Below are 20,370 nucleotides of genomic sequence, written 5' to 3'. Positions count from 1 at the left end.
CTGCGGCGTTAAAGATGCCGCCAGTCGCGGATAAAGGCCGCCTGACCGTGACGGACACCGCCCTCGTCAACGACGTTCCACAGGACGGTATTGCGGATCTCGAAGCGCTTGCCAGTGCTGGAAATGCGGATACCGCGATAGGTATCGACCCAGCCGGTGACCAGGGCAGCCTTCAGCAGGGCGTCGCGATCGGACTGGATCTCCGGATCGGTCTCGGCACTCAATCTTGACGGCAGGCGGGTAAAGTCGTCCCAGTCCATTTCCCACAGAGCCAGCGCCTGGGTATTGGCATAGCGGAAGATCGGATCGCTTTGGGTGCCATGGGAAACAATCGCCTGGGGGAGGCGCCACAGGGCATGGGCCAGGTCGGGACCCGTGGCGAGTGTCTGGCCGGTGAAGCGCTGAAAGCTGCAGGCCAGAAGACGGCTGTAGGTCTGCACCTCGGGCTGTTGGCAGGGCAGCATATCAGTCTTTCAGGAATGGCAACAAAGGGTCCTGCACAATCCCTTGGGCATCGCTCTGGAAGATCATGTGCGGCAAATCCAGATTGACGACGCGCACATGGGGCCGGCCGCCGAAATGGCGCGGCAGCCAAGGCGGGATCATCCTGTCGCGTGCGGCATTCAGGCACAGCACGGGCATCGTCAACCTGTCGATCAGGGCGCGTTGATCACAGGCCAGGACGGTGCGCGCCCGCGCAATCAGGGTGCGGCGCGGGATCGGCAGCACGGTTTGATGGATGTGATGCGCTATCGCCCGGTTGCGGCCGTTGAACAGTACCAGGTCGATCTGCCAGGTCCACAGAGGAAGGTGCTCACCGATCCAGAGCAAGGGAAGGACCCAGCGTCCCAGGCGGCCGAATGGCGAGGCGGCGAAAGTGGCGCCCAGCACCAGCTTTACGGGCCTTCGCGGCGCATGCGCGGCCAGCCAGATCGCCAGCGGCCCGCCAAACGACTCCCCGACCAGTATATAGTCGTGATCCGTGGGCATGTGCGGCAACAACAGATTGCCAAGGTGGTCATAGGTCTGTGGGCCCGATTGCGGGTAGGCGAGCACGCGCACCTCGGCATGGGGTGACACGGCGGCCACCAGGGCGTCGAAGAAGACGCCGGTGCCGTCGGTACCGGGGAGCAGGATGACCAGCGGAACAGACATAAAGCCTTATAACGGCGATAAAAACTTTGGGGAAAAAATGTGCGACAGGGATTGCATGTCGCAAAAGGTTGCGTTATCTGACCGCCTCCGTCGGGCGGCAGCCCGTACCAGCTTTCTGCTGGGGAATGGTGTAATGGTAACACTGCGGTTTTTGGTACCGTCATTCTAGGTTCGAGTCCTAGTTCCCCAGCCAAAACTTCTCCCCAAGGCAGAAGTTCGTCATCCCGGATTTGCGAATGAACGCGGGACCTGCGAAAACCTTTCCACAGGATGTGCGTGCTCCGGGATTTCGACGGTGGCACGTTCGCGTTTCACGACCCTACAGCTCCAGGCTCAGGCAATCTGGCAAAAAATGCACGTTCACGGTGCAACAATCTATCTGAGCGATAGATTTTTGGAGCCGCTGAGTCAGAAGTTTATGGAAAATTTACTATACGGGGCATGATATCAACCTTGGGTCAGCATCGCCCATGGCAGATTCTCTGGATAGTAGCATGGTACAGCACGTCGAAAACGCATCCGCGTCCGAAAGACTTGGCTTTCACGCCATCACGGCCGAGATGGGCCGATTGCTCCGCGACAACCGCGCCTATATCCTGGGGCTGTTGCCCGAGGCTCTGGATGGCTTCTACGACCATGTCGAACAGTTTGCCGAGGCCAGGCGCTTCTTTCGTGACCGCCGGCACATGGACCACGCCAAGCAAAAACAGATCGAACATTGGGGCATGTTGCTGCAAGGCGATTTCGGTGATGACTATGTGCGGTCTGTCACGGTCATTGGCGAAGTGCACAACCGCATCGGCCTGGAGCCGCGCTGGTATATCGGCGGTTATAACTTCCTCCTCAATTCCCTGCTGGCCAGCATTGCCCGCCGCAAGCCAAAGGGCATTTTCGCCAGACAAACGCAGGACGAGACGCTCGCGCTCCAGCAGGCTGTAACGCGCGCGACTCTGATGGACATGGATTACGCCATCGATGTCTATCTCGAAGCCGGCAAACGTCAGCGTAACGAGATCATCGGACAGATCGTTGGTTTTGAGGGCTCGGTAAACAAGATTCTGGGGGAAGTGTCCGGCAGCGCGAAGGGGCTGAACAGCACGGCCGTCGGATTGTCGGCCATATCGACCCAAGTGACCAGCCAATCGATAGCGGTTGCCAGCGCTTCGGAAGAGGCGTCCGTCAATGCCCAGACGGTTGCTGCGGCGGCGGAGGAGTTGGTCGCTTCGATCTCGGAAATCTCGCGCCAGGTCCATGATGCGATGCGGATCGCCGGTACCGCCACGCAAAATGCCGAACGCACCTCGGCTCAGATGCTTGAACTGTCTGGCGCCGCGCAGAATGTCGGTGAGGTGATCAATATTATCAACAATATCGCCTCACAGACCAATCTTCTGGCGCTCAATGCCACCATTGAGGCGGCGCGGGCGGGCGAGCAAGGCAAGGGGTTCGCCGTCGTGGCGACCGAGGTCAAGTCCCTGGCCAACGAGACCAGCCGCGCGACCCAGACGATCAGCGGCCAGATTGTTGAAATTCAGAAATCAACCCACGGCTCGGTGGCCGCCATAAAGGACATCAGCGCCATTATTGAGTCGCTCAGTCAGGTATGCGCTGCCATTGCTGCCTCCGTTCAGCAACAGAGTGGCGCGACGCAGGAAATCTCGCAGAACATCCAGCAAGTCGCTGCCGGGGCGGGTGAGGTGACACGCAATATCAATGGCGTCTCCGATGCCGCGGAAGAAACCTCCAAAGCTTCGCACTTCGTTCTGGAAGCCTCGGGCGTGCTGCAATCCCAGGCCGAAACGCTGGGTGGCGAAGTGGCGCGCCTGATCGAAAGTGCCCGCTCGGCGCGATAAAGCCAAGGCGCGGCCCCGACTGCCAAGTCTTGAGCGGGGTTTTGATGAAATCAAAACCCCGCTCCAGGTTTTTGTTTTGTCGCGCAGTTTATCCGAAAACGGGAGCGCCCGTGCGGTGGCGTCGACCTTATCAGATTGCGCTCTAAGGGGCGGCGCATCCTTGCCTAAACCACTGTCGCCAGTTGAAGCGCACGATAGGCCAAAACGGTTGCAAGCTTACACAGAGCGCCGAAAAGCTGCAACCGCATCAGGCAGGTCGCGAACCCACCTAAGCCGATTTCAGCGCCTGGATGAAGCGGTCGCCGCACAGCTTGAGGCTTTGCGCCACGGTTTCGATCTGCTGCGACGCCGTCTCAATGTTACGGCCCGCGGCGTGGGATTGCTCGGTCAAACCGGCCAGACGCTGGGACGCTTCGGCCGCCGTCTGGGCTTCGTTCGCGGCACGACGGACGACATGCGACATCTCAGAGGTCGTGCGTGACTGCTCGTCGACCCGGCCGGAAACCGTCTGGGCGATATCGTGCAGGTGCTGGACGGCCTGGATGATGTCGCGCAGGGTTTCGGCCGAACGGTCGGAAACACGGCGGATATCCTCGACACGCTTGGAGATGGTGTCGGTCGAGTGCGAGGTCTGGGCCGCCAGCGCCTTGACCTCGGACGCCACAACGGCAAAACCTCGGCCGGATTCGCCCGCCCTCGCGGCCTCGATCGTGGCGTTCAGCGCCAGCACATTGGTCTGGACGGCCAGGTCGTTGATGAGGGCGATAACCTCTGAGATCTGGTCAGCCGACTGGGTCAGTTCGGTAATAATGGCCTCGGCGTTTTTGCCAGAGTCATAAGCGCGTCGGGCCATGTCAGTCGAGGCCTGCATCCGGCCGGTAATGTCAGAGATCGCCGTATTCAGGATGTCAGCGGCTGCGGTGACCTGATCGACATTTCCGGACACAACCTGAGTCGCTTCGGAACAGGCCTGGGTCTGCTGGTCGGTCTGGGCGGCGCAGTTGCTGAGATGCTGCGAATCGCGGTTCAGCGTGCCACTGGCCTCGGTGAGGTCGCGGATGGCGGTTTCGAAATTGGTGCTGAAGGCCTGGCAGAGGGCGTCCATGGACTTGGCCTTTTCCACGGCCAGGCGCGACCCGGCGTCAACGGAATCTCGCTCGGCCTGGGCGTGGGCAGCCTGCAAATCGCTGAAGGTCTTGATGGACCGTGCCATCTCGCCCAGTTCACCCTTGGCCTTGAGATTGAGGTGGCTGAGATCGGCCTGGCCGCGCGCCAGTTCGCCCAGAGCGGCGACCATGGCCTTGAGCGGACGGCTGATGACGAACCGAACCCCCGCGACGGTGAAACCGCACAATAACAGAGCCATAACGATAGCGCCCCCCATCAGCTGGGTTGCGCCGCTGACTTCCCGCTCGGCGTGAGCGCGTTCACGGGCGTAATAGGCGTCTATGGCTTCCGAGACGGTTTCCATCGTACCGACCAGCTCATAATAGGCGGTGTTGAAATCGGCCAGGCGCGTTTGCGCGGCGGGATAGTCGTTGGCCGCCAGGGCAATGACCTCTTCGGCCATGGCCGCATAGGCGCTGACGGGGCCGGTCAGAGTGTCAGCGGTCTCGTCGAGGGTCGGATCCTTGATCAAAGCGACATTGGCGGCAACCCGGTCGCGGAAGATTTTGGTGTTTTCGTGCGCGCCTTCCTGGGCGGGGGCCAGGTCCTGCGGCCGATTGATAGCGATGGCGTACATCGCGGCGACGACCTCGCCGCGGATGGCGTCATGCGCCATGTCGGCTTCCATCTGGTTCTGCATCATCTTGGAAATGCGCGTCGACTCGGTGAGGGCGGTACCCAGTTTGTTGACCGAGTAGAAGCCCAGGCCAGCTATCCCGATACACAGCACGAAGCTGAGGATGGCGGCGAAACCGGCCTTGGACGAGATTGTGTTGAAGGAAAACATGGCCATAGGACGCGTCTACCTGAACTATCAAACCGGTGGTTCGGTTCGCCTTCAGATTGCTATATCGGGGTTAATGAAAGGTTTCGTTGGGTGCGTAAGATGGCTTATCCCTACGTATAAATACCTATCAACGGTCGTCGTGATTTATCAACGACGTCGCCTGGCGCCTGGCTGCGATGGCAAGGTCTGCGCATATGCCGGGATCAAGATTCAGGGAGTGCGACGGCGCAAATAGAATGGCTCAACAGACGGTCGCAGGATCTGGAACTTTGGGCGCGCTCAATGAGGCTCACTAAGGACATCGCGCCTGGCCGGGCTTCTGCTCCGGCGACCTATGCCGCCCAGCCTTCACCTTCCGGCATATCTACCGGTGGCAGCAGATCGCGCGTCATGAAGACCACATCAAGCCACCGGCCGAACTTGAAGCCGGCGCGGGGCAGGGACCCGGTCACCGTAAATCCGCACGCCCGGTGCACGCCGATCGACGGACCATTCTCGCTGTCCCCGATGACGGCGATCATGCTGTACAACCCGCGCGCCCGGCACCCCTCGATCAGCTGGTTCAGCAACAATTTGCCGAGCCCGCGCCCGCACGCTTCGGGCGCCAGATACAGGCTGTCCTCGATACTGTAGCGATAGCCCGGACGCGTCCGAAACGGCGACGCGTAGGCATAGCCCACGACGCGACCACTCTCTTCGGCGACCAGATAGGGCAAATCCATGCCACTGATGGTCCGGAACGAGGCCATCATCTCGTCCTGCGACGGCGGCTCCAGCGCGAACGTCCCGGTGCCGTGTCGGACATTATGGGCGTAGATCTCGGTAATAACGCCGAAATCGGCCTCGCTCGCGTCGCGTATCATTTTCACCTCACACCGGCAGCACCGGCGCACTTATACCAAGCCACTTTGACTTTGACATTCTTTCCGCAAGGGGCCCCCTCCGTCTCGAGCCTCGCCGGCAGGCAGCGCTACGATCTTCGATCTCCGCTTGCTCGCCATGGCACGGGCCACCCCGCTCCCCATCGAAGGGATGGGGAGGAGAAAAAGAAGATGTTCAATGGTTTCTTCTCCTCCCCATTTCAAATGGGGAGGTGCCGAGCAAGCGAGCCCAAAGGGCGAAGCGCGTCGAGGCGGAGGGGTCTACCTACTGTCGATGTGTCAATCTTTTCGTTGATAGGTTTTACTTCCAGCCAAGCTTGGTGTCTACACGGACCACACGGACTTCGAGGTTAACTTGACCCGCCGCGTAGCGGCAACTGAAGGCGAGGCGGTCCACAGAGTGCACAGATGACACAGATCAGGTTCGGCGCTTAATCTGTGTAATCTGTGTAATCTGTGGATACCCTTAAAGATATTGCCGCTGCGCGGAGGGTTCGGGGAAGCCATTAAGTCCGTGTGAGGTCGTTGAAAATCCTTACAGAACTATGCCTTCAGCCACCCCTTGTCGTGGGCCCAGATGGCGAAGGCATAGTCGAAGGCGATCTCCTTCAGGAAGTCGAATCGCCCTGACGCGCCGCCGTGGCCGGCTTCCATATTGATCTTCAGCAGCATCGGCGCGCCCGAGGTCGACTTTTCGCGCAACTTGGCGATCCACTTCATCGGCTCCCAATAGGTCACGCGCGGATCGCTCAAACCGCCCGTCGCCAACACCGGTGGATAGGGCTTGGCGTCAATATTGTCGTAGGGCGAATAGGACACGATATAGTCATAGGCCTGTTTGTCCTCGATCGGGTTGCCCCATTCCGGCCATTCCGGTGGCGTCAGCGGCAAGGATGTATCGCTCATGGTGTTCAACACATCGACGAACGGCACAGCGCCGATAATGCCCGACCATAGATCCGGCCGCATATTGGCGACGGCGCCCATCAGCATGCCGCCGGCCGAGCCGCCATAGGCGACCACCTTGCCGCGCGTGCCGTAACCGGCGTCGCACAGGCTTTCGCAGGCGGCGATAAAGTCGGTGAAGGTGTTCTTCTTCTTGAACTTGCGGCCGTCGAGGAACCAGCCATAGCCCTTTTCGGTGCCGCCGCGGATATGGGCGATAGCGTAGATCCAGCCGCGATTGACCAGGCTGAGCGAACGGATCGAGAAGGTGGGATCCATCGGAATGCCGTAGGAACCATAGCCATACAGCAGCAGGGGCGACGATCCGTCCAGCCTGGTACCGGCCTTCATCAGCACCGTCACCGGCACTTTCTCGCCGTCCGGCGCGGTGGCATAGAGCCGGCGCGCCTCATAGTCGGCCGGGTTATGGCCCGACGGAATGGTCTGGGTCTTCAGCAGTACCTTCTCGCGCGTTTCCATATTGTAGCCGAAGGTCTGGCTGGGCGTGGTCGGTGACGTGTAGCCATAACGGATAAGGTCGGTATCGTATTCGTAGCCGCTGCCGCCGCCCAGCGAATAGGCCTGCTCTGCCACGGAAATCTCATGCTCGGCCATGTCGGCCTTGCGGGTTATGACGATGCGCGTATTGGCATTTTCGCGCTCGGTGCGGATCATGTGGCGCTTGGTGACCTCGACGCCGGTGACATAGATGCCGGGGCGATGCGGCACGAATTCCTGCCAGGTCGATCGCGCCGGCACGGCGGCCGTTGAGCTCATGATCTTGAAGTCGATGGCCTCGTCGGCATTGGTATAAATTACAAAGCGGTCATCCCAGTGGTCGAGGTCGTATTTCAGACCGGCGGTGCGGGGCTCGACGACCACCGGCATGGCGGTCGGATTGGCCGCAGGGATCAGCCAGGATTCGCTGGTCTCATGGTCGCCGGCGCCGATAACGATAAAGGCTTCCGAACTGGCTGTGCCGATGCTGAGAAAGAAGCCGTCGTCCTTTTCTTCGTAGATCAGGACATCTTCGCCGCCGCGCGCCGGCCGGCGAAAGACCTTGGCCGGGCGGGAATTCTCGTCGCGCCAGATCCAGAAGATATACTGCGAATCCGGGGAAAAGACGAAGTTGCCCTCGCTCGAGGTGATCGACCCGGGCAGGATTTCGCCGGTTTTCAGGTCACGGACATGGATGGTGTAATATTCGGATCCCTGGGTGTCCTCGCCCCAGGCATACAGGGTATGGTCGGGACTATGTTCGGCGCCGGAGGTCTCGTAATAGTCGTGGCCTCCCGCCTTGCTTTCGCGGGCGCGCTCGTCTTCGTCCAGCAGGATCTGTTCCACCGCCCGGGTTGCCTCGATCGATGGCACGCCATCGCGGAAGGGCGTGGTTGAGCGCGGGCGACGCGCCAGGATCGGGTGCTGACCGCCTTTCTCGTAGCGCGAATAGTATTCCCATGGCCCATCCGGCGACGGCACCGAGGCGTCGTCCTCCTTGATTCGGCCCTTCATTTCCTCGAAAATGGTCGTCTGCAGATCCTTCGTCGAAGCCAGCATGGCGGCGCTGTAGGCGTTCTCCTCGATCAGGGCCGCCTTGACGTCAGCACGGATCAGCGACGGGTCGCGCAGCACGGCCTGCCAGTTGTCGTCTTTCATCCAGTGATAGTCGTCGGTGCGCTTGACGCCTAACTGTTCGATGACAAAAGGCTTTTTGGCAGGGCTGGGTGCGGCGGGCAGTCCATTCCTGAACTGAGGTGTCTTGTTTTGGGGAGTCACAGGGGCGCCGGCTTTCTCGGAAGTGGGGTCAGGTGTGGCGGCAAAGCCAAACCCGGCGACAAAACTGGTCGCTACGGTGGTGAAAATGACGTTTCTACGATTCAAGTGGCTTTTCATCGGGCCATTCACCTGACACATTAAGGTTAGTGATTAAGAGCGGCAAGGATTGACCCAATCCCTTTAAACCGTCAAACAGCTTATTGGGTCTGTAACCGAATTTCTTCGGGGGAGAGCGCGCTTCGATGTTTGTGGACCTTACGGTAGACCTGATCGAAGCCACTGTGCAGATAGATCAGCCGATCAATGAAGCCAAACGCATGGTCGGCACCGGGTTCCTGGTAGCCGTGCCGCAATCTGATTCCCTGGCCAAGGGGACGCCGCAGGTGGTGCTGGTCACCGCCGCCCATGTCTTTGAAAAGATGCCGGCGCCCGACGTCCGCGTTGGCTGGCGCTACCAGAACGCCCAGGGGGCCTGGGTCTACGAGCCGTCAACCATCAAGATTCGCACCGCCACCGGCCCGGCCTGGTACCAGCACCCGACCCAGGACATCGCAGTCATTCCCGTCCAGGCGCCGGAAAGCTTCAAGGACCAGGCCATTCCCCAGTCCATGCTGGGCGATGACACGACGTTTGTCACCGAAAAGGTCAAGGCCGGCGAAGAGATGATGACGCTCGGCTACCCGCACGGCCTGTCGGCCAATGTGGCGGGGTTCCCGATCCTGCGTGCCGGCAAGGTCGCGTCCTATCCGCTGTCGCCGTCCTCGGCCTATCCAACCTTCCTGATCGACCTGACGGCGGTCCCGGGCAATTCCGGCGGACCGGTGTTCATGACCTCAGGCGGCCCCAAGGGCAAGACCTTCGTCGCCGGGGTGCTGATCAAACAGGTCGAAGACGACAACCAGCGCCTGGAACTGGGTGTCGTTGCGGACGCAGTGTTCGTCCATCAGACCATCGAGATCATGCTCAGGGCCCAGGCCACGGGCGCTATGGCGCAGCCGCGGCTCACGCCCGGTTTGCCGGCGCCGGTCAAGACTCCGGGCGGTCCGACCACCGACACCCAGGACATGACCGACCGCAAGACAGCCCCGGCCGGCCAGGCCGCCAAGCCGTCGGGAACGGTGAACTGACAACATGTCGACGCGCTACATACGGGTAGTGGCGCGCATCGACCTCCTGCCGACCTCGGTGAGCGGCCGGGAACTGCCGATCAAGGGTGGCAATAGTTATCGCCCCAACCACAATTTCTTCGAGCCGGAAAATGGCAATATGACCGTCGGGTTTATCGACTTGCCTGCCGGGCAGGACTTATGGCCGGCGCACAGCGTCGAAGTGCCGATCAGTTTCTTCTACTGGGAGGGCCTGGACGGCCAAATCTACCCTGGTCGCAAATGGCGGGTCCAGGAAGGCGCCCGCGTCGTCGGCATCGGCACGGTCCTGGAAGTCCTGCCGGAGCAAGCCTGAGAAGACTAAATCGGAGTCGTTCCCCACACCGTCGCAAGCTCTGCCCTCACTTTATCCATATCTCGGCGATCCAGGCGTAGGTAAGGCTCGACACATTCTATTCTGTCCGGTCGGTTTGAGGATCCGATTATTAAGACGGCGGTGGGCAAGCAAATCTCCGACAAGCGTTTGAACCTGTCCAAAGTCGATTGCGCAATGAATTCCCGTTCTACCCCATTATCACATATCGACAGAATTATCGTTAGCAGGTCGTCGACAGCAGACTCAGTCTTCGCGCGATCAATCGTCTCGAACGCCCATTTTGCGAGTATAGCCTGATTTTCTTCGGTCATCTCGCACCGTTCCAGTTCATTTTCGACGGAGTGCAAAAACCAGAAGTCTTCCCAATTTGGCGTGATGGCAAAAATGAACACATGCCGCAAAGTTGGATCTTGTATGGAGTTGATGTCAATCAAGCTTGTGGAAGCGGACTGTTGAGAGTGTATCTTTACTATACGACTGCCGCGGCGCTGCCGATGACGCAACAAGCCGTCCCGCAGTTTCGTCGCGGTTTGAATGAACCATCGCCGAACGGATTTCATCGGTGCTACTTCACCGCCACCACGCCCGGTATCAGCGTTACGGCAGCAATGAACGCCTCTGCGTCGCCATTGAGCTGGGACTGGCTGGCGGGGAACAGGCTCTTGCCCTTGTAGAAGGCCGCCGACACCGGTGCCCCGACGCCGTAACGCGTAATATTGACCTCTCGGTCTTCGTCGCGCAGCAAGATAACCAGGTTCTCCGGCGAACCCTGTGAAGTGGCGACGCCCAGCTTCTCGGCGACGGCGAACGAGCGCACCTTTTCGGCAAACTCGGCCTCGGCCTGGGGCGCGACCGTCAGCTTGACTGTCCGTACCGGCATAATGGTGTCACGCCGCGGGTTGTTCAGCGTGACAAACACGAAGCCACAGGCCGCGATGGCGACCACAGCGATCAGGGTTTTCTTGAACCGGAACTTCATGCCGCCCTCCTAGTCGAGGGCGAGATGTAAGCCCTCCAGCGGCGCAAATCCAGCCTTGATCGCCGCCAGATGCGCCGGTGCATGAGGCAGGACATGGGCGAAATAGACCTGCATAAGCTTGACTCGATCGGCCAGCCAAAGGGCGTCACCCGTGGCAGTCCTGGCCGCGACGGCGCCCTTTAGCAGCAGCCAGCCGCCGATGACGTCGCCGCTCAGGGCCAGGTAGGTCGTCGCCGCCGTGGCGACGTCGAGCGGAGCCGCCGTCTTCTGCGCCAGAAGGTGTTCCGTCGCCGCGGCAAAGGCGTCGACTGCGTCCTGCAAAACCCTGGCTTCGGCATCGAAACCATCAGTTCCATTTTTCAGGAAATATACTATGTCCGCCGCCAGTTCGAGGGCCGCTGTTCCGTCGCTGCCGAGTTTGCGGCCGACCAGGTCAGCCGCCTGAATGCCGTTGGTGCCCTCATAGATTGGCGAGATGCGGGCGTCGCGATAGTATTGCGCCGCGCCGGTTTCCTCGATGAAGCCCATGCCGCCGTGCACCTGGACCCCCAGCGAGGCGACCTCGACAGCGGTATCGGTCGACCACGCCTTGGCAATCGGCACCAGGAAGTCCTCGCGTCGCCGGGCCCGCTGGCGTTCGTCTTCATCCTCGGCGATTTTACCCTGGTCGATGGCCGCCGCGGTCAGGAAACAGATGGCCCGCGCGGCCTCCGTTTTGGCCTTCATCTTCGCCAGCATCAACCGGACATCGGGATGGTCATAGATGACGGCATTGTCCTGACCGGTAACAAGGGACCGGCCCTGCCTGCGGTCCCTGGCAAAGGTGACCGCCTTTTGCCACGCAGCGTCGGCGACACCGACGCCTTCGAAACCAACCGCCAGGCGCGCCGCGTTCATCATGGTGAACATGGCCGCCAGCCCGCCGTGCGGCGGCCCGATCAGTTCACCTTGCGCGCTTTCGAAGGCCATGACGCAGGTTGGCGAGGCGTGAATGCCCAGCTTATGTTCCAGGCCCACACACTGGACGCTGTTGCGCGCCCCAATGCGGCCGTCCTTGTCGACCAGGAATTTCGGACACAGGAACAGCGAAATTCCGCGGGTGCCCTTGGGCGCGTCGGGGAGGCGCGCCAGCACCAGGTGGACGATGTTTTCCGCTCCGTCGTGTTCGCCCCAGGTGATGTAGATTTTTTGGCCGGTGATGGCATAGGTGCCGTCGCCATTGGGTTCAGCCTTGGTGGTCAGCGCCGCCAGGTCCGATCCCGCCTGGGGCTCGGTCAGGTTCATCGTCCCGACCCATTGGCCGGACGTGAAACGTGGCAGGTACAGGTCCTTCTGAGCCTGGCTGCCGTGGGCGTGGATGGCTTCGATTCCACCCTGGCTAAGGGTCGGCAACAGGGTAAAGGCCATGTTGGCGCCATGGAACATGTCGAAACAGGCCTGTTCCAGCGTCTTGGGCATGCCCTGGCCGCCGTAGGCCGGATCGGCGGCAACACCGTACCAGCCGCCCTCGGCGTAGGCCTTGATGGCGTCGAGAAAGCCTGGCGCCACTGTGACGCGGCCATCGTTCAATTTGGTGCCGTGCAGGTCGCCGATCCGGTTCAGGGGGGCAAGAACCTCACCGGCCAGTTGCGCGGCGGCCTCCAGCACAGCATCGCGCAGATCGCCGTCGAAGTCTGGAAAAGCGGCCGTGCCGTAGAGACGCGACTGGTCTACGATATGGTCCAGGCAGAAGGTGATATCCTTGACGCTGGGGCGATAGGTCATGTGCGTTCCTCTAACTCCCTCTCCCTTGTGAAGGTGAGAGGTTTGGGGTGAGGGCTATATCCAACACAGTTGGAGCGCGCGGAAACGACCCCTCATCCGGCCCGTCGGCTCCCGTCTCCCCACTTGTTTGCCGGCGAGGCTGGGGAGACGAAGAATTCCTAACCTTCTGTTTGATGTCTGGCAAGAAATATTTACGCGAACGTCAACTTAGCAAACCTTAATTTGGATGAATATGCCGATGTTTCCGAGTGACGGGCCTGGCACCTGTGCTATACAGCGCGCTTCCCTGAAATGCCGGAGATCTGGACCCATGTCCTTGCCTGACTCCCCGCTGACCACCGCTTCCTACAATGTCTACAGCCGCTGGCTGCATTGGATCTTGGCTTTCCTGATCCTGTTCGTGATCTTCCTTGGCTGGAACCTGGACGGTGACGACACGCTGCGCCGGGCGAGGTACGACCTGCACAAGTCAGTCGGCATCCTGATTCTGCTGCTCAGTTTTGTTCGCCTCGGCTTGCGCCTGGCCTACAAGGCACCGCCGGAACCGCCAATGCCGAAATGGCAGGCCCTGGCCGCCAGGTCGCTGCATATCGGCTTCTATGTTGTGATGATCGCCATGCCGCTGTCCGGCTGGCTGCTGGTCTCGACCAATGTCCGGCCGATTCCCTTCTTCGGCCTGTTCGACTTGCCGCACCTGCCGGTACCGCAGACCGAAGCCCTGCACGATGTCCTGGAAGAGGTCCACCATCTGATGGCCAAGCTGATCATCTACGGTATGGTGCCGCTGCATGTGCTGGCAGCGCTGAAGCACCAGTTCGTCGACAAGGACGAAGTGTTTCAGCACATGGTGCCCGGCCTGACGCCACGGCCAATCCTGAACTGGCGCTGGATCGTGCCTTTGGGTGTGATCCTGGCGGCCGTGGTGTTGGGCTATACCGTCTTGCGCGGCCAGCCGTTGGCGACCGGCAATCCCCCTGTCACGACGCCGGCCGAGGCGCCTGCGGCCGAAATCGTTGCCGCTTCGGCGGAGACATCGGCCGCCGCCTCCAGCGTTTCTGCGGAAAAGGTCACGTCCTGGACCGTCGACAAGGCCGCCAGCCGGATCCAGTTTGCGACCAGCCTCCAGGGCGATGCCATCACCGGGAGCTTTAGTGCCTACACCGCCCGTATCGACTTCGATCCGGAGCAGTTGGCCAGATCAAGAGTCAAGGTGTCCATCGACCTCGCTTCGGTGTCCTCGGGCAACAGTGATTACGACAGCACCATCAAGGGCGCGGACTTCTTCAACGTATCGGTCTCGCCCAAGGCCGATTTCGACGCGAAATCATTTACCCGCACGGACGCGACCCACTTTATCGCTCACGGCACGCTGAAACTGCGGGGCGTCTCCAAACCGCTGAACCTGCCCTTTGTCCTGACGGTCAAGAACGGTGTCGCCGAAATGAATGCCACGGTCGATATCGACCGCACCGCCTATGGTGTCGGCGCCGGTGAATATGCGTCGACCGACCTGGTACCGGCCAAGGTGCCGGTGACCATCAGGCTCAAGGCCCGGGCCGCGTGAGCGTAAAGGCGGCCGTGGCGGCACTGCGTAACGGAGACCTGATCCATCTGCCGACCGAAACTGTCTATGGATTGGCGGCGCGTGCCGACGACCCGGCGGCCGTGGTCAAGGTCTTCGAAGCCAAGGGCCGGCCGCGGTTCAATCCGCTGATCGTCCATATCGGTTCAGTTGAGGCCGCCGACATCATCGGTGTCATGGACGATCGCGCCCGCGCCCTGGCCCGGGCATTCTGGCCGGGGCCACTGACTCTGGTGGTGCCGGTGCGCGACACGGCCGCCGCCTGCGACCTGGCGCGGGCAGGGCTTGACAGTGTCGCCCTTCGGTTACCGGCTCATACTCTGGCGCTGGAGGTCCTGCGCGGCTTCGGTGGCGGGGTTGTGGCGCCGTCGGCCAATCGCTCCGGCCGGCCCAGCCCGACCACCCAGGCCGACGCTTTTGAGGAGACCGGTACCGCGGTAACAGTCTCGCTGGACGGTGGCGCCTGTCCGGTAGGGGTGGAATCGACTGTGGTCAGCCTGCTGGGCGCGGCGCGTTACCTGCGCGCCGGCGCCGTCACGCGGGCTCAGATTGAGGCTGTCATTGGTCATTTGGCGGCGGACGAGGCTGAAGGTCACCGTTCGCCCGGGCGGCTCAGCCTGCACTACGCCCCGGATGCGCCGGTGCGGATCGATGTCGAGGTGCCGACTGAGGGGGCTGCCTACCTGGCATTCGGACCGACGGCCTATGCCGGCCCGGTTATCCAACTGAGCGCGACGCGCGACCCGGCGGAGGCTGCGGCGAACCTGTTCCGGGCGCTGCGTGAGGCGGACCGGCTGAAACCGCCCTGCATCGCCATTGCCCCAATCCCTGAAAACGGCATCGGCGAAGCGATCAACGACCGCATCCGCCGCGCCGCCGGGTTTATTGGCTAGAGCGCAATCCGATAAAGTGTGACGCACTTTTCGGACAAATTGCGCGACAAAACAAAAACTTAGAGCGAGATGGCGATTCTACCAAAAGCCATCTCGCTATAGAGCGAGATGGCCACCCGCGTTTCCCGTGGTCTCCGCATATTTCCCAAACGGACAGGCAAGGCCGGTTCAGGCGACTTCCATCTTGCGGGGCGCACTGACCAGATCCGGTTGCGGGCGGGTGAATACCCAGTCGCCATCCCTGGACAAATCGCTGCGGTATTCATAGCCCGCCACCTTGAAATCCTTGAGTCCATCCATCCGGTCGATACGCTGGTCGATCATGTAGCGCGCCATCAGGCCGCGCGCCTTCTTGGCGAAGACGGAGACGATCCTGGCCTCATTACCCTTTATCTCCAGGAAGCGCGGACTGATCAGCCTGGCTTTCAACGCCTTGGTCAGGGCCGCCCGGGAATATTCCGTGCTGGCCAGGTTGACCACGGTATCGGCCCCCTGAGCTTTCAATTCCACAGTCAGGGACTTGGCAATCGTATCGTCCCAGAAGGCGTACAACGAATTCGCACGGCCGGTTTTGAGCTGTGATCCCATTTCCAGCCGGTAAGGCTGGATCAGGTCCAGCGGTTTTAGCACGCCATACAGCCCCGACAGAATACGCAGGTGATCCTGCGCCCACGCGACAGCGGCGGCATCCAGGGTACGCGCTTCCAGGCCGACATAGACATCGCCATCGAACATGAACACGGCGCTCATCGCATCCTGGTCTTCAAACCCTTGAAAGCGCTGATAATTCAATTCGCTCAACGCTTTGGATATGTCCATCAGCTCGCCGATGGCCTTGGGCTTCAAGCGCTTCAGGCTTTTCAGAAGCTTTTTCGTTTGTTCCGGAAACCGCGGCAGGGTCGCCACGGGTGCCCGATCGTGCGGTGTGGTGTCGAGCGATTTCGCGGGGGATATCAGGATCAGCATGTCGGGCCTTGTACGGGCAGGATTCGGTCGCTTTCATGATAGGAAGCCTTGTCCGGCAAAGCAATCGTGCCCTTTGCGGAGACTTAAGCCTTTAATTGGTCTGAGTTTTTCGACAGAACTGCGGCCATTTTCGCTGTCGACGTTTACCTTGGCCTAACCCGGGGGTGCTAGGGTTATGCTTTGCGAACGAAGCCACCGGAGGATGACGCATGTCATTAGGTACGGTTCTAGTGCTCGAAGACAGCCGCGTGCAGGCCCAACTGATCTCCAAGATGCTGACTGCCCAGGGCTGGTCGGCCATGATGGCTTTCGACCACAAGACGGTTTATCAACTCCTGCGTACCACCAATGTCGATCTGCTTCTGCTCGACGTCTATGTCGAAGGCGGCAATACGCTGCTTCACCTGCCCGAAATCCGCGAAATGGCGCACGATATTCCGGTCGCCATCATGACTGCCGGCGGAGCCGGGGGGCAGGCTCTGAACGCCACGCTCAATGCCGCCCGCCGCGCTCAGGCCGACTTCGTCCTGCCCAAGCCGTTTACGCCGGTGGATCTTCGCGTCATCCTGGACGAAGCCTATCAAATGCGCCGGTCGCCAACGCCGCCAAAACATATCCTCGTTGTCGACGATTGCCGCGTCGTGCGCAAGCTGACCACCTCGGCCCTGGCTGAAAAGGGCTACCGCATCAGCGAGGCACGCTCAATGGAAGAGGCGTTCGAGCGCATCGATATCGCTCACATCGATGTGGTCATCACCGATATCTTCATGCCTGGCATGGGCGGTATCGAAGGTATTTCCATTATCAAGGCAACCTGGCCCGAAGTGGCGATCATCGCCATGTCAGCCGGGGTCGACCAAAAGGTCGGCAATGCCCAGGTCCTGTCGGCCGCACGGCATATGGGGGCACATGCTCTCCTGCCCAAGCCGTTTACGGCATCCGACCTGTGCTTCCTTGTCGAGGCTGTCCTGACCGAACGCAGCCTTGCCGCCTGAAAACGGTTACACGTCTTTACGAAGCGCATGCTGTTCATAAACATCAGTAAAAACAGTAATTTACAGTTGTTTTCAGGTTCTTAAGGGTTTTATTCGACACTTGTTTGGAGACAAAAACCCGAAAAGGGTTGTTGACAGGTCTGGCCGTGAGCGGAGTTCCCGTGACAGCCGAGGGAGACGCGTATGAATCTAGGCAGCGTGCTCATCCTGGACCAGAACCGGGAGCAAGCGCAGCGTGTTTCAACCATGCTGGGAACGCAGAAGTGGACATCTGTCCTCAGCTTCGACCAGCGCATGGCCATGCGCCAGCTCAAGGCCAATCGTTTCCATCTGCTGCTCTTCGACGCCTATACCGACGGCATTACCAATGCCGGCACCCTGGAAACCTTGCGTTCGCAGGCGTATGATGCGCCCCTGGCCCTGATGTCCGATCATGTCCAAAAGGGGCAGCTGATGCGGTCGGCGTCGGACGCGGCGCGCATGGCCGGGGCCGATTTCGTGCTGCCCAAGCCGTTCAACCACGACAAGCTGAAAACCCTTCTGGCCGACACCAATGCCTATCACCGCAAGCGGATGAAGGACCACCACGTCCTGGTCATCGAGGATGATCCGGAACTGCGCAGCGATGTCTGCCGGGTGCTGAAACAGGTCGGCTACAAGGTGTCGTGGGCAGCCAATATGGAAGACGCCTTCTTCGATCACAATCTTGGCCTGATCGATGTCGTGCTGACGGCGGTCCTGATCCCCGGCATCGGCGGCATCGAGGGCACGTCCCAGATCAAGCGCGACTGGGATCACGTCCGGGTGGTTGCGGCCTCCGAAGGTGTGGATGACAAGATCACGGCTGTCCATGTTCTGGCCGCAGCCAAGGCCGCCGGCGCCGACGCCTTGTTGCCCAAGCCCTACACCATGCGCGACATGCTGTTGGGTGTAGCGAGCGTGATCCGCGCCAAGGATGCGCCGGAAGAGGTCACGACGGCGGCGCAGGATGCGATTGACGCGATATTCGCGCGGTAGGCTGGATCGTCAAGTGTTTGTGCAAGGGAGCCAGTTCTATTTTGGGCTCCAGCGCGAAACCAATCAAGCTGAGTCACCGCCCACCTCATCTTGACAGCAGCCTGTTTCATGGCAGATTTTCAAGCGGCTCGGCAGGACGGCGCGCTTCGTAGTCGTAGACAGCCAGGTGTCGTCTAAGCGGAGACGCACGCACGCCTTCGGCGGCCAAAAGCACTTGCTGGCGTTCGATTCCACCAGGCAGCTTGGGGTTGAGAAGCCCGCCCGTCTTCAGCACCCGCCACCATGGTGTCAGCGTCTCCGGGTCTTCTCCCCGCGCGCGCCGCGCCTCAGCGGCACGGGCTGCCATGTTGATAAAGATGGCCGTCGAGACCGGGCACGCAACCGCTGTTGAATGGCGACGGGCAAGTGCCTGACGGATGTCATCCAGGGTTACGACCTGGCCAGAATCTACCCGTCGTATGAGCGCGTCAACCTCGGCTGGGGTTGAGATGACCATCGATCCGCCCTTTGCCTCGCGGTACCCCGGAGCACCGGGCGGGATGACATGTACGATATGCGGCGAACGCGAGGGATCGAGATGGTCGAGTGCTGATTTTCGTTTGGTCATGAGCTTACTCCGGCAGACCTGTAGATAATTCAGCCGAGCGGTCGTAGCAATAAGGCCGGTTTGTTCGCGCTTTGTGCAACAGGTCTACGAACTGACGGCTGTATTGATGGTGAGTAAGCTGTCCTCAAAACAGCCCAAACCTGAGGTGTGACATTGGCTTGCGCAGCTGAAACTGCGTTCAGGCAATGGATTCAGACTTTGCGCGGGATTTGAATGTTAAGGATTTTTCATGGTGCCATGCGTCTGATCGATGGCACCGCGTGTCGCAGGCGGGGACGCTAAACGATACTGCGTCGGCGTCTGACCCGTGACGCGTCGAAAGGCTGCGTTGAAAGTCGATTTTGAATTGAACCCAACGCCTTCGCTGACCCCAATCACACTGTCGTCGCTGTTGCGCAGGCGTTCACAGGCTTCGGCAATGCGCCAGCCGTTGACATAGTCGAAAAAGTTGCGACCGAGATGGGTGTTAAGCGCCTGGCTAACGGCATTGGGCTTGACGCCGGCCTTGTGTGCCAGGACCGACAGGCTAAGGAACGGGTCGCGCCACAACTGGTCCTGCTTCATGCGGGCGTCGAGTCGCGACACAATGCGTTGACAGTCATCTTGAGCCAGGCCGGAGCGCGAATAGGATGGAGCGGTGGCAAGAGCCTGCACACCATCTGTTCCGGGTGGCTCATCCGTGTCGGACGCATCTCTCTTCGGGCCGCGCCAATGCGGCATCGAAGCGTCCTGATGCAGGCCGAAAATACCGAAGACCAGAAGAATAGCGGTCCCGAACAGAACCCCGGTCGCCGGCGTGGCCAGAGAGCGCTGCAAGACCAGGGAGGAGATCTGGTCGGCCAGCGTCACCAGGATAATGGCGCAGATGATGGCGATCATGACGTTAAGCCAGCGCAGGTCGACGGTCTCGAGATTGGAGTACAGATCGCGGATGCGGCGGCCATGGGCGTTCAGGCGTCGGACAATGGCGATCCCGTAGACGACGAGCATGACGATCCATATCCCCCAACTGATCAGGGTGCCGACGAGTGCAACGATTTCGAGGGCCAGTTCGTCCGCGACGAAGACGCCGGCGACCAGAGCGGCCTTGGTCCCGGCTGAGAGGGTAAACAGGGGCAGAACGCAGACGATTGCGATCAGCGGTGCCACCATGTGGCGGCCCAGCCTAAGGTCCGGGCTCTTGCCATCTGGCGCAAGGGTCATCTCGGTGAGGCTGTGGACATAAACCCAAAGACTTAGCGGCAGGGCCGGCATGAGCGCCAGGCCGAGACCGAGGCGCCAGGCGACCTCGGTCGTCGGGGCATTGATGTCGGCGGCCCCCAAATACAGATCGATCATGACCACGGCCACGAAGACGGCCATGGCCAGGTTAAGCCGTCTGTCCTGGCCGGAAGCGCTTCCGTAGCGTAGCGCCAACTGCGCCAGCACGGTCAGGCCGACACCGATCCCCAACGCGGGCAAGGCGTAGTTGATGAGAGGCGTTATATGCGCAAGTACCACCTTGGCGCCTTCCTGGTCCAC

General features: G+C 60.7%; 17 protein-coding genes and 1 tRNA gene. 8 read left to right on the top strand and 10 right to left on the bottom strand.

What is annotated here, in order from left to right; translation table 11 throughout:
- Nucleotides 1–8: 8 nt before the first annotated feature.
- Nucleotides 9–464: an MEKHLA domain-containing protein gene (locus ABAC402_RS34135; protein ID WP_023450342.1), complete on the bottom strand. Its 456-nt coding sequence runs from the start codon at nt 462–464 to the stop codon at nt 9–11.
- Nucleotide 465: 1 nt separating this feature from the next.
- Nucleotides 466–1,155, bottom strand: coding sequence for an alpha/beta fold hydrolase (locus ABAC402_RS34130; RefSeq protein WP_023450341.1), 690 nt, complete (start codon nt 1,153–1,155; stop codon nt 466–468).
- Nucleotides 1,156–1,274: 119 nt separating this feature from the next.
- On the opposite strand from ABAC402_RS34130, the gene ABAC402_RS34125 reads away from it, so the two are divergent.
- Both ABAC402_RS34125 and ABAC402_RS34120 read left to right on the top strand, forming a co-directional pair.
- Nucleotides 1,275–1,348 (top strand) — tRNA-Gln (locus ABAC402_RS34125).
- Nucleotides 1,349–1,649: 301 nt separating this feature from the next.
- On the top strand, nt 1,650–3,008 hold the full coding sequence (locus tag ABAC402_RS34120) for a globin-coupled sensor protein (RefSeq protein WP_023450340.1): 1,359 nt from the start codon (nt 1,650–1,652) through the stop codon (nt 3,006–3,008).
- 268 nt (nt 3,009–3,276) lie between these two features.
- On the opposite strand, the gene ABAC402_RS34115 is transcribed toward ABAC402_RS34120, so the two are convergent.
- The 3 genes from ABAC402_RS34115 to ABAC402_RS34105 all read right to left on the bottom strand — a co-directional run bounded on the left by ABAC402_RS34115 (nt 3,277) and on the right by ABAC402_RS34105 (nt 8,681).
- Nucleotides 3,277–4,968, bottom strand: a complete 1,692-nt coding sequence (locus ABAC402_RS34115) for a methyl-accepting chemotaxis protein (RefSeq protein ID WP_023450339.1) — start codon at nt 4,966–4,968, stop codon at nt 3,277–3,279.
- Between the two features lie 326 nt (nt 4,969–5,294).
- Nucleotides 5,295–5,825, bottom strand: coding sequence for a GNAT family N-acetyltransferase (locus ABAC402_RS34110; RefSeq protein WP_023450338.1), 531 nt, complete (start codon nt 5,823–5,825; stop codon nt 5,295–5,297).
- 561 nt (nt 5,826–6,386) lie between these two features.
- Nucleotides 6,387–8,681, bottom strand: a complete 2,295-nt coding sequence (locus ABAC402_RS34105; protein ID WP_031235782.1) for a S9 family peptidase — start codon at nt 8,679–8,681, stop codon at nt 6,387–6,389.
- A 125-nt stretch (nt 8,682–8,806) separates the two neighbouring features.
- On the opposite strand from ABAC402_RS34105, the gene ABAC402_RS34100 reads away from it, so the two are divergent.
- Both ABAC402_RS34100 and ABAC402_RS34095 read left to right on the top strand, forming a co-directional pair.
- Complete coding sequence (locus ABAC402_RS34100) at nt 8,807–9,691, top strand: serine protease (RefSeq protein ID WP_023450336.1); 885 nt, start codon at nt 8,807–8,809, stop codon at nt 9,689–9,691.
- Nucleotides 9,692–9,695: 4 nt separating this feature from the next.
- Entirely contained in the window at nt 9,696–10,025 is a 330-nt protein-coding gene (locus ABAC402_RS34095; protein ID WP_031235781.1) for a hypothetical protein, read from the top strand.
- A gap of 586 nt (nt 10,026–10,611) precedes the next feature.
- On the opposite strand, the gene ABAC402_RS34085 is transcribed toward ABAC402_RS34095, so the two are convergent.
- The gene (locus ABAC402_RS34085; RefSeq protein ID WP_023450333.1) at nt 10,612–11,025 is read right to left on the bottom strand and encodes a hypothetical protein; all 414 of its coding nucleotides are present in this window, start codon (nt 11,023–11,025) and stop codon (nt 10,612–10,614) included.
- A 9-nt stretch (nt 11,026–11,034) separates the two neighbouring features.
- The gene (locus tag ABAC402_RS34080; protein ID WP_023450332.1) at nt 11,035–12,789 is read right to left on the bottom strand and encodes an acyl-CoA dehydrogenase; all 1,755 of its coding nucleotides are present in this window, start codon (nt 12,787–12,789) and stop codon (nt 11,035–11,037) included.
- Nucleotides 12,790–13,099: 310 nt separating this feature from the next.
- Here ABAC402_RS34080 and ABAC402_RS34075 point away from each other — a divergent pair, with 310 nt between their 5' ends.
- Nucleotides 13,100–14,353: a YceI family protein gene (locus tag ABAC402_RS34075; RefSeq protein ID WP_023450331.1), complete on the top strand. Its 1,254-nt coding sequence runs from the start codon at nt 13,100–13,102 to the stop codon at nt 14,351–14,353.
- Nucleotides 14,350–15,264 (top strand): L-threonylcarbamoyladenylate synthase, encoded by a 915-nt coding sequence (locus tag ABAC402_RS34070; protein WP_023450330.1) that lies wholly within the window; start codon nt 14,350–14,352, stop codon nt 15,262–15,264. The genes ABAC402_RS34075 and ABAC402_RS34070 overlap by 4 nt, the downstream gene beginning before the upstream one ends.
- A gap of 168 nt (nt 15,265–15,432) precedes the next feature.
- Here ABAC402_RS34070 and yaaA read toward each other — a convergent pair whose 3' ends face one another.
- Complete coding sequence (gene yaaA / locus ABAC402_RS34065; protein WP_023450329.1) at nt 15,433–16,230, bottom strand: peroxide stress protein YaaA; 798 nt, start codon at nt 16,228–16,230, stop codon at nt 15,433–15,435.
- Nucleotides 16,231–16,439: 209 nt separating this feature from the next.
- Here yaaA and ABAC402_RS34060 point away from each other — a divergent pair, with 209 nt between their 5' ends.
- Together ABAC402_RS34060 and ABAC402_RS34055 are read left to right on the top strand one after the other, a co-directional pair.
- On the top strand, nt 16,440–17,225 hold the full coding sequence (locus ABAC402_RS34060) for a response regulator (RefSeq protein ID WP_031235778.1): 786 nt from the start codon (nt 16,440–16,442) through the stop codon (nt 17,223–17,225).
- Nucleotides 17,226–17,408: 183 nt separating this feature from the next.
- Nucleotides 17,409–18,242 carry a response regulator gene (locus ABAC402_RS34055; RefSeq protein ID WP_023450327.1) on the top strand — a complete coding sequence of 278 codons (834 nt, stop codon included), beginning with the start codon at nt 17,409–17,411 and terminating at the stop codon, nt 18,240–18,242.
- 106 nt (nt 18,243–18,348) lie between these two features.
- On the opposite strand, the gene ABAC402_RS0120500 is transcribed toward ABAC402_RS34055, so the two are convergent.
- Both ABAC402_RS0120500 and ABAC402_RS39340 read right to left on the bottom strand, forming a co-directional pair.
- Nucleotides 18,349–18,849: an MGMT family protein gene (locus tag ABAC402_RS0120500; protein WP_082179989.1), complete on the bottom strand. Its 501-nt coding sequence runs from the start codon at nt 18,847–18,849 to the stop codon at nt 18,349–18,351.
- 216 nt (nt 18,850–19,065) lie between these two features.
- Nucleotides 19,066–20,370 (bottom strand): AraC family transcriptional regulator (locus tag ABAC402_RS39340; RefSeq protein WP_023450325.1); only part of this gene is annotated, 1,305 nt, incomplete at its 5' end.

Source organism: Asticcacaulis sp. AC402 (genome assembly GCF_000495835.1).
GTDB lineage: Bacteria > Pseudomonadota > Alphaproteobacteria > Caulobacterales > Caulobacteraceae > Asticcacaulis.
This window is presented reverse-complemented; position numbering and strand designations above follow the sequence as displayed.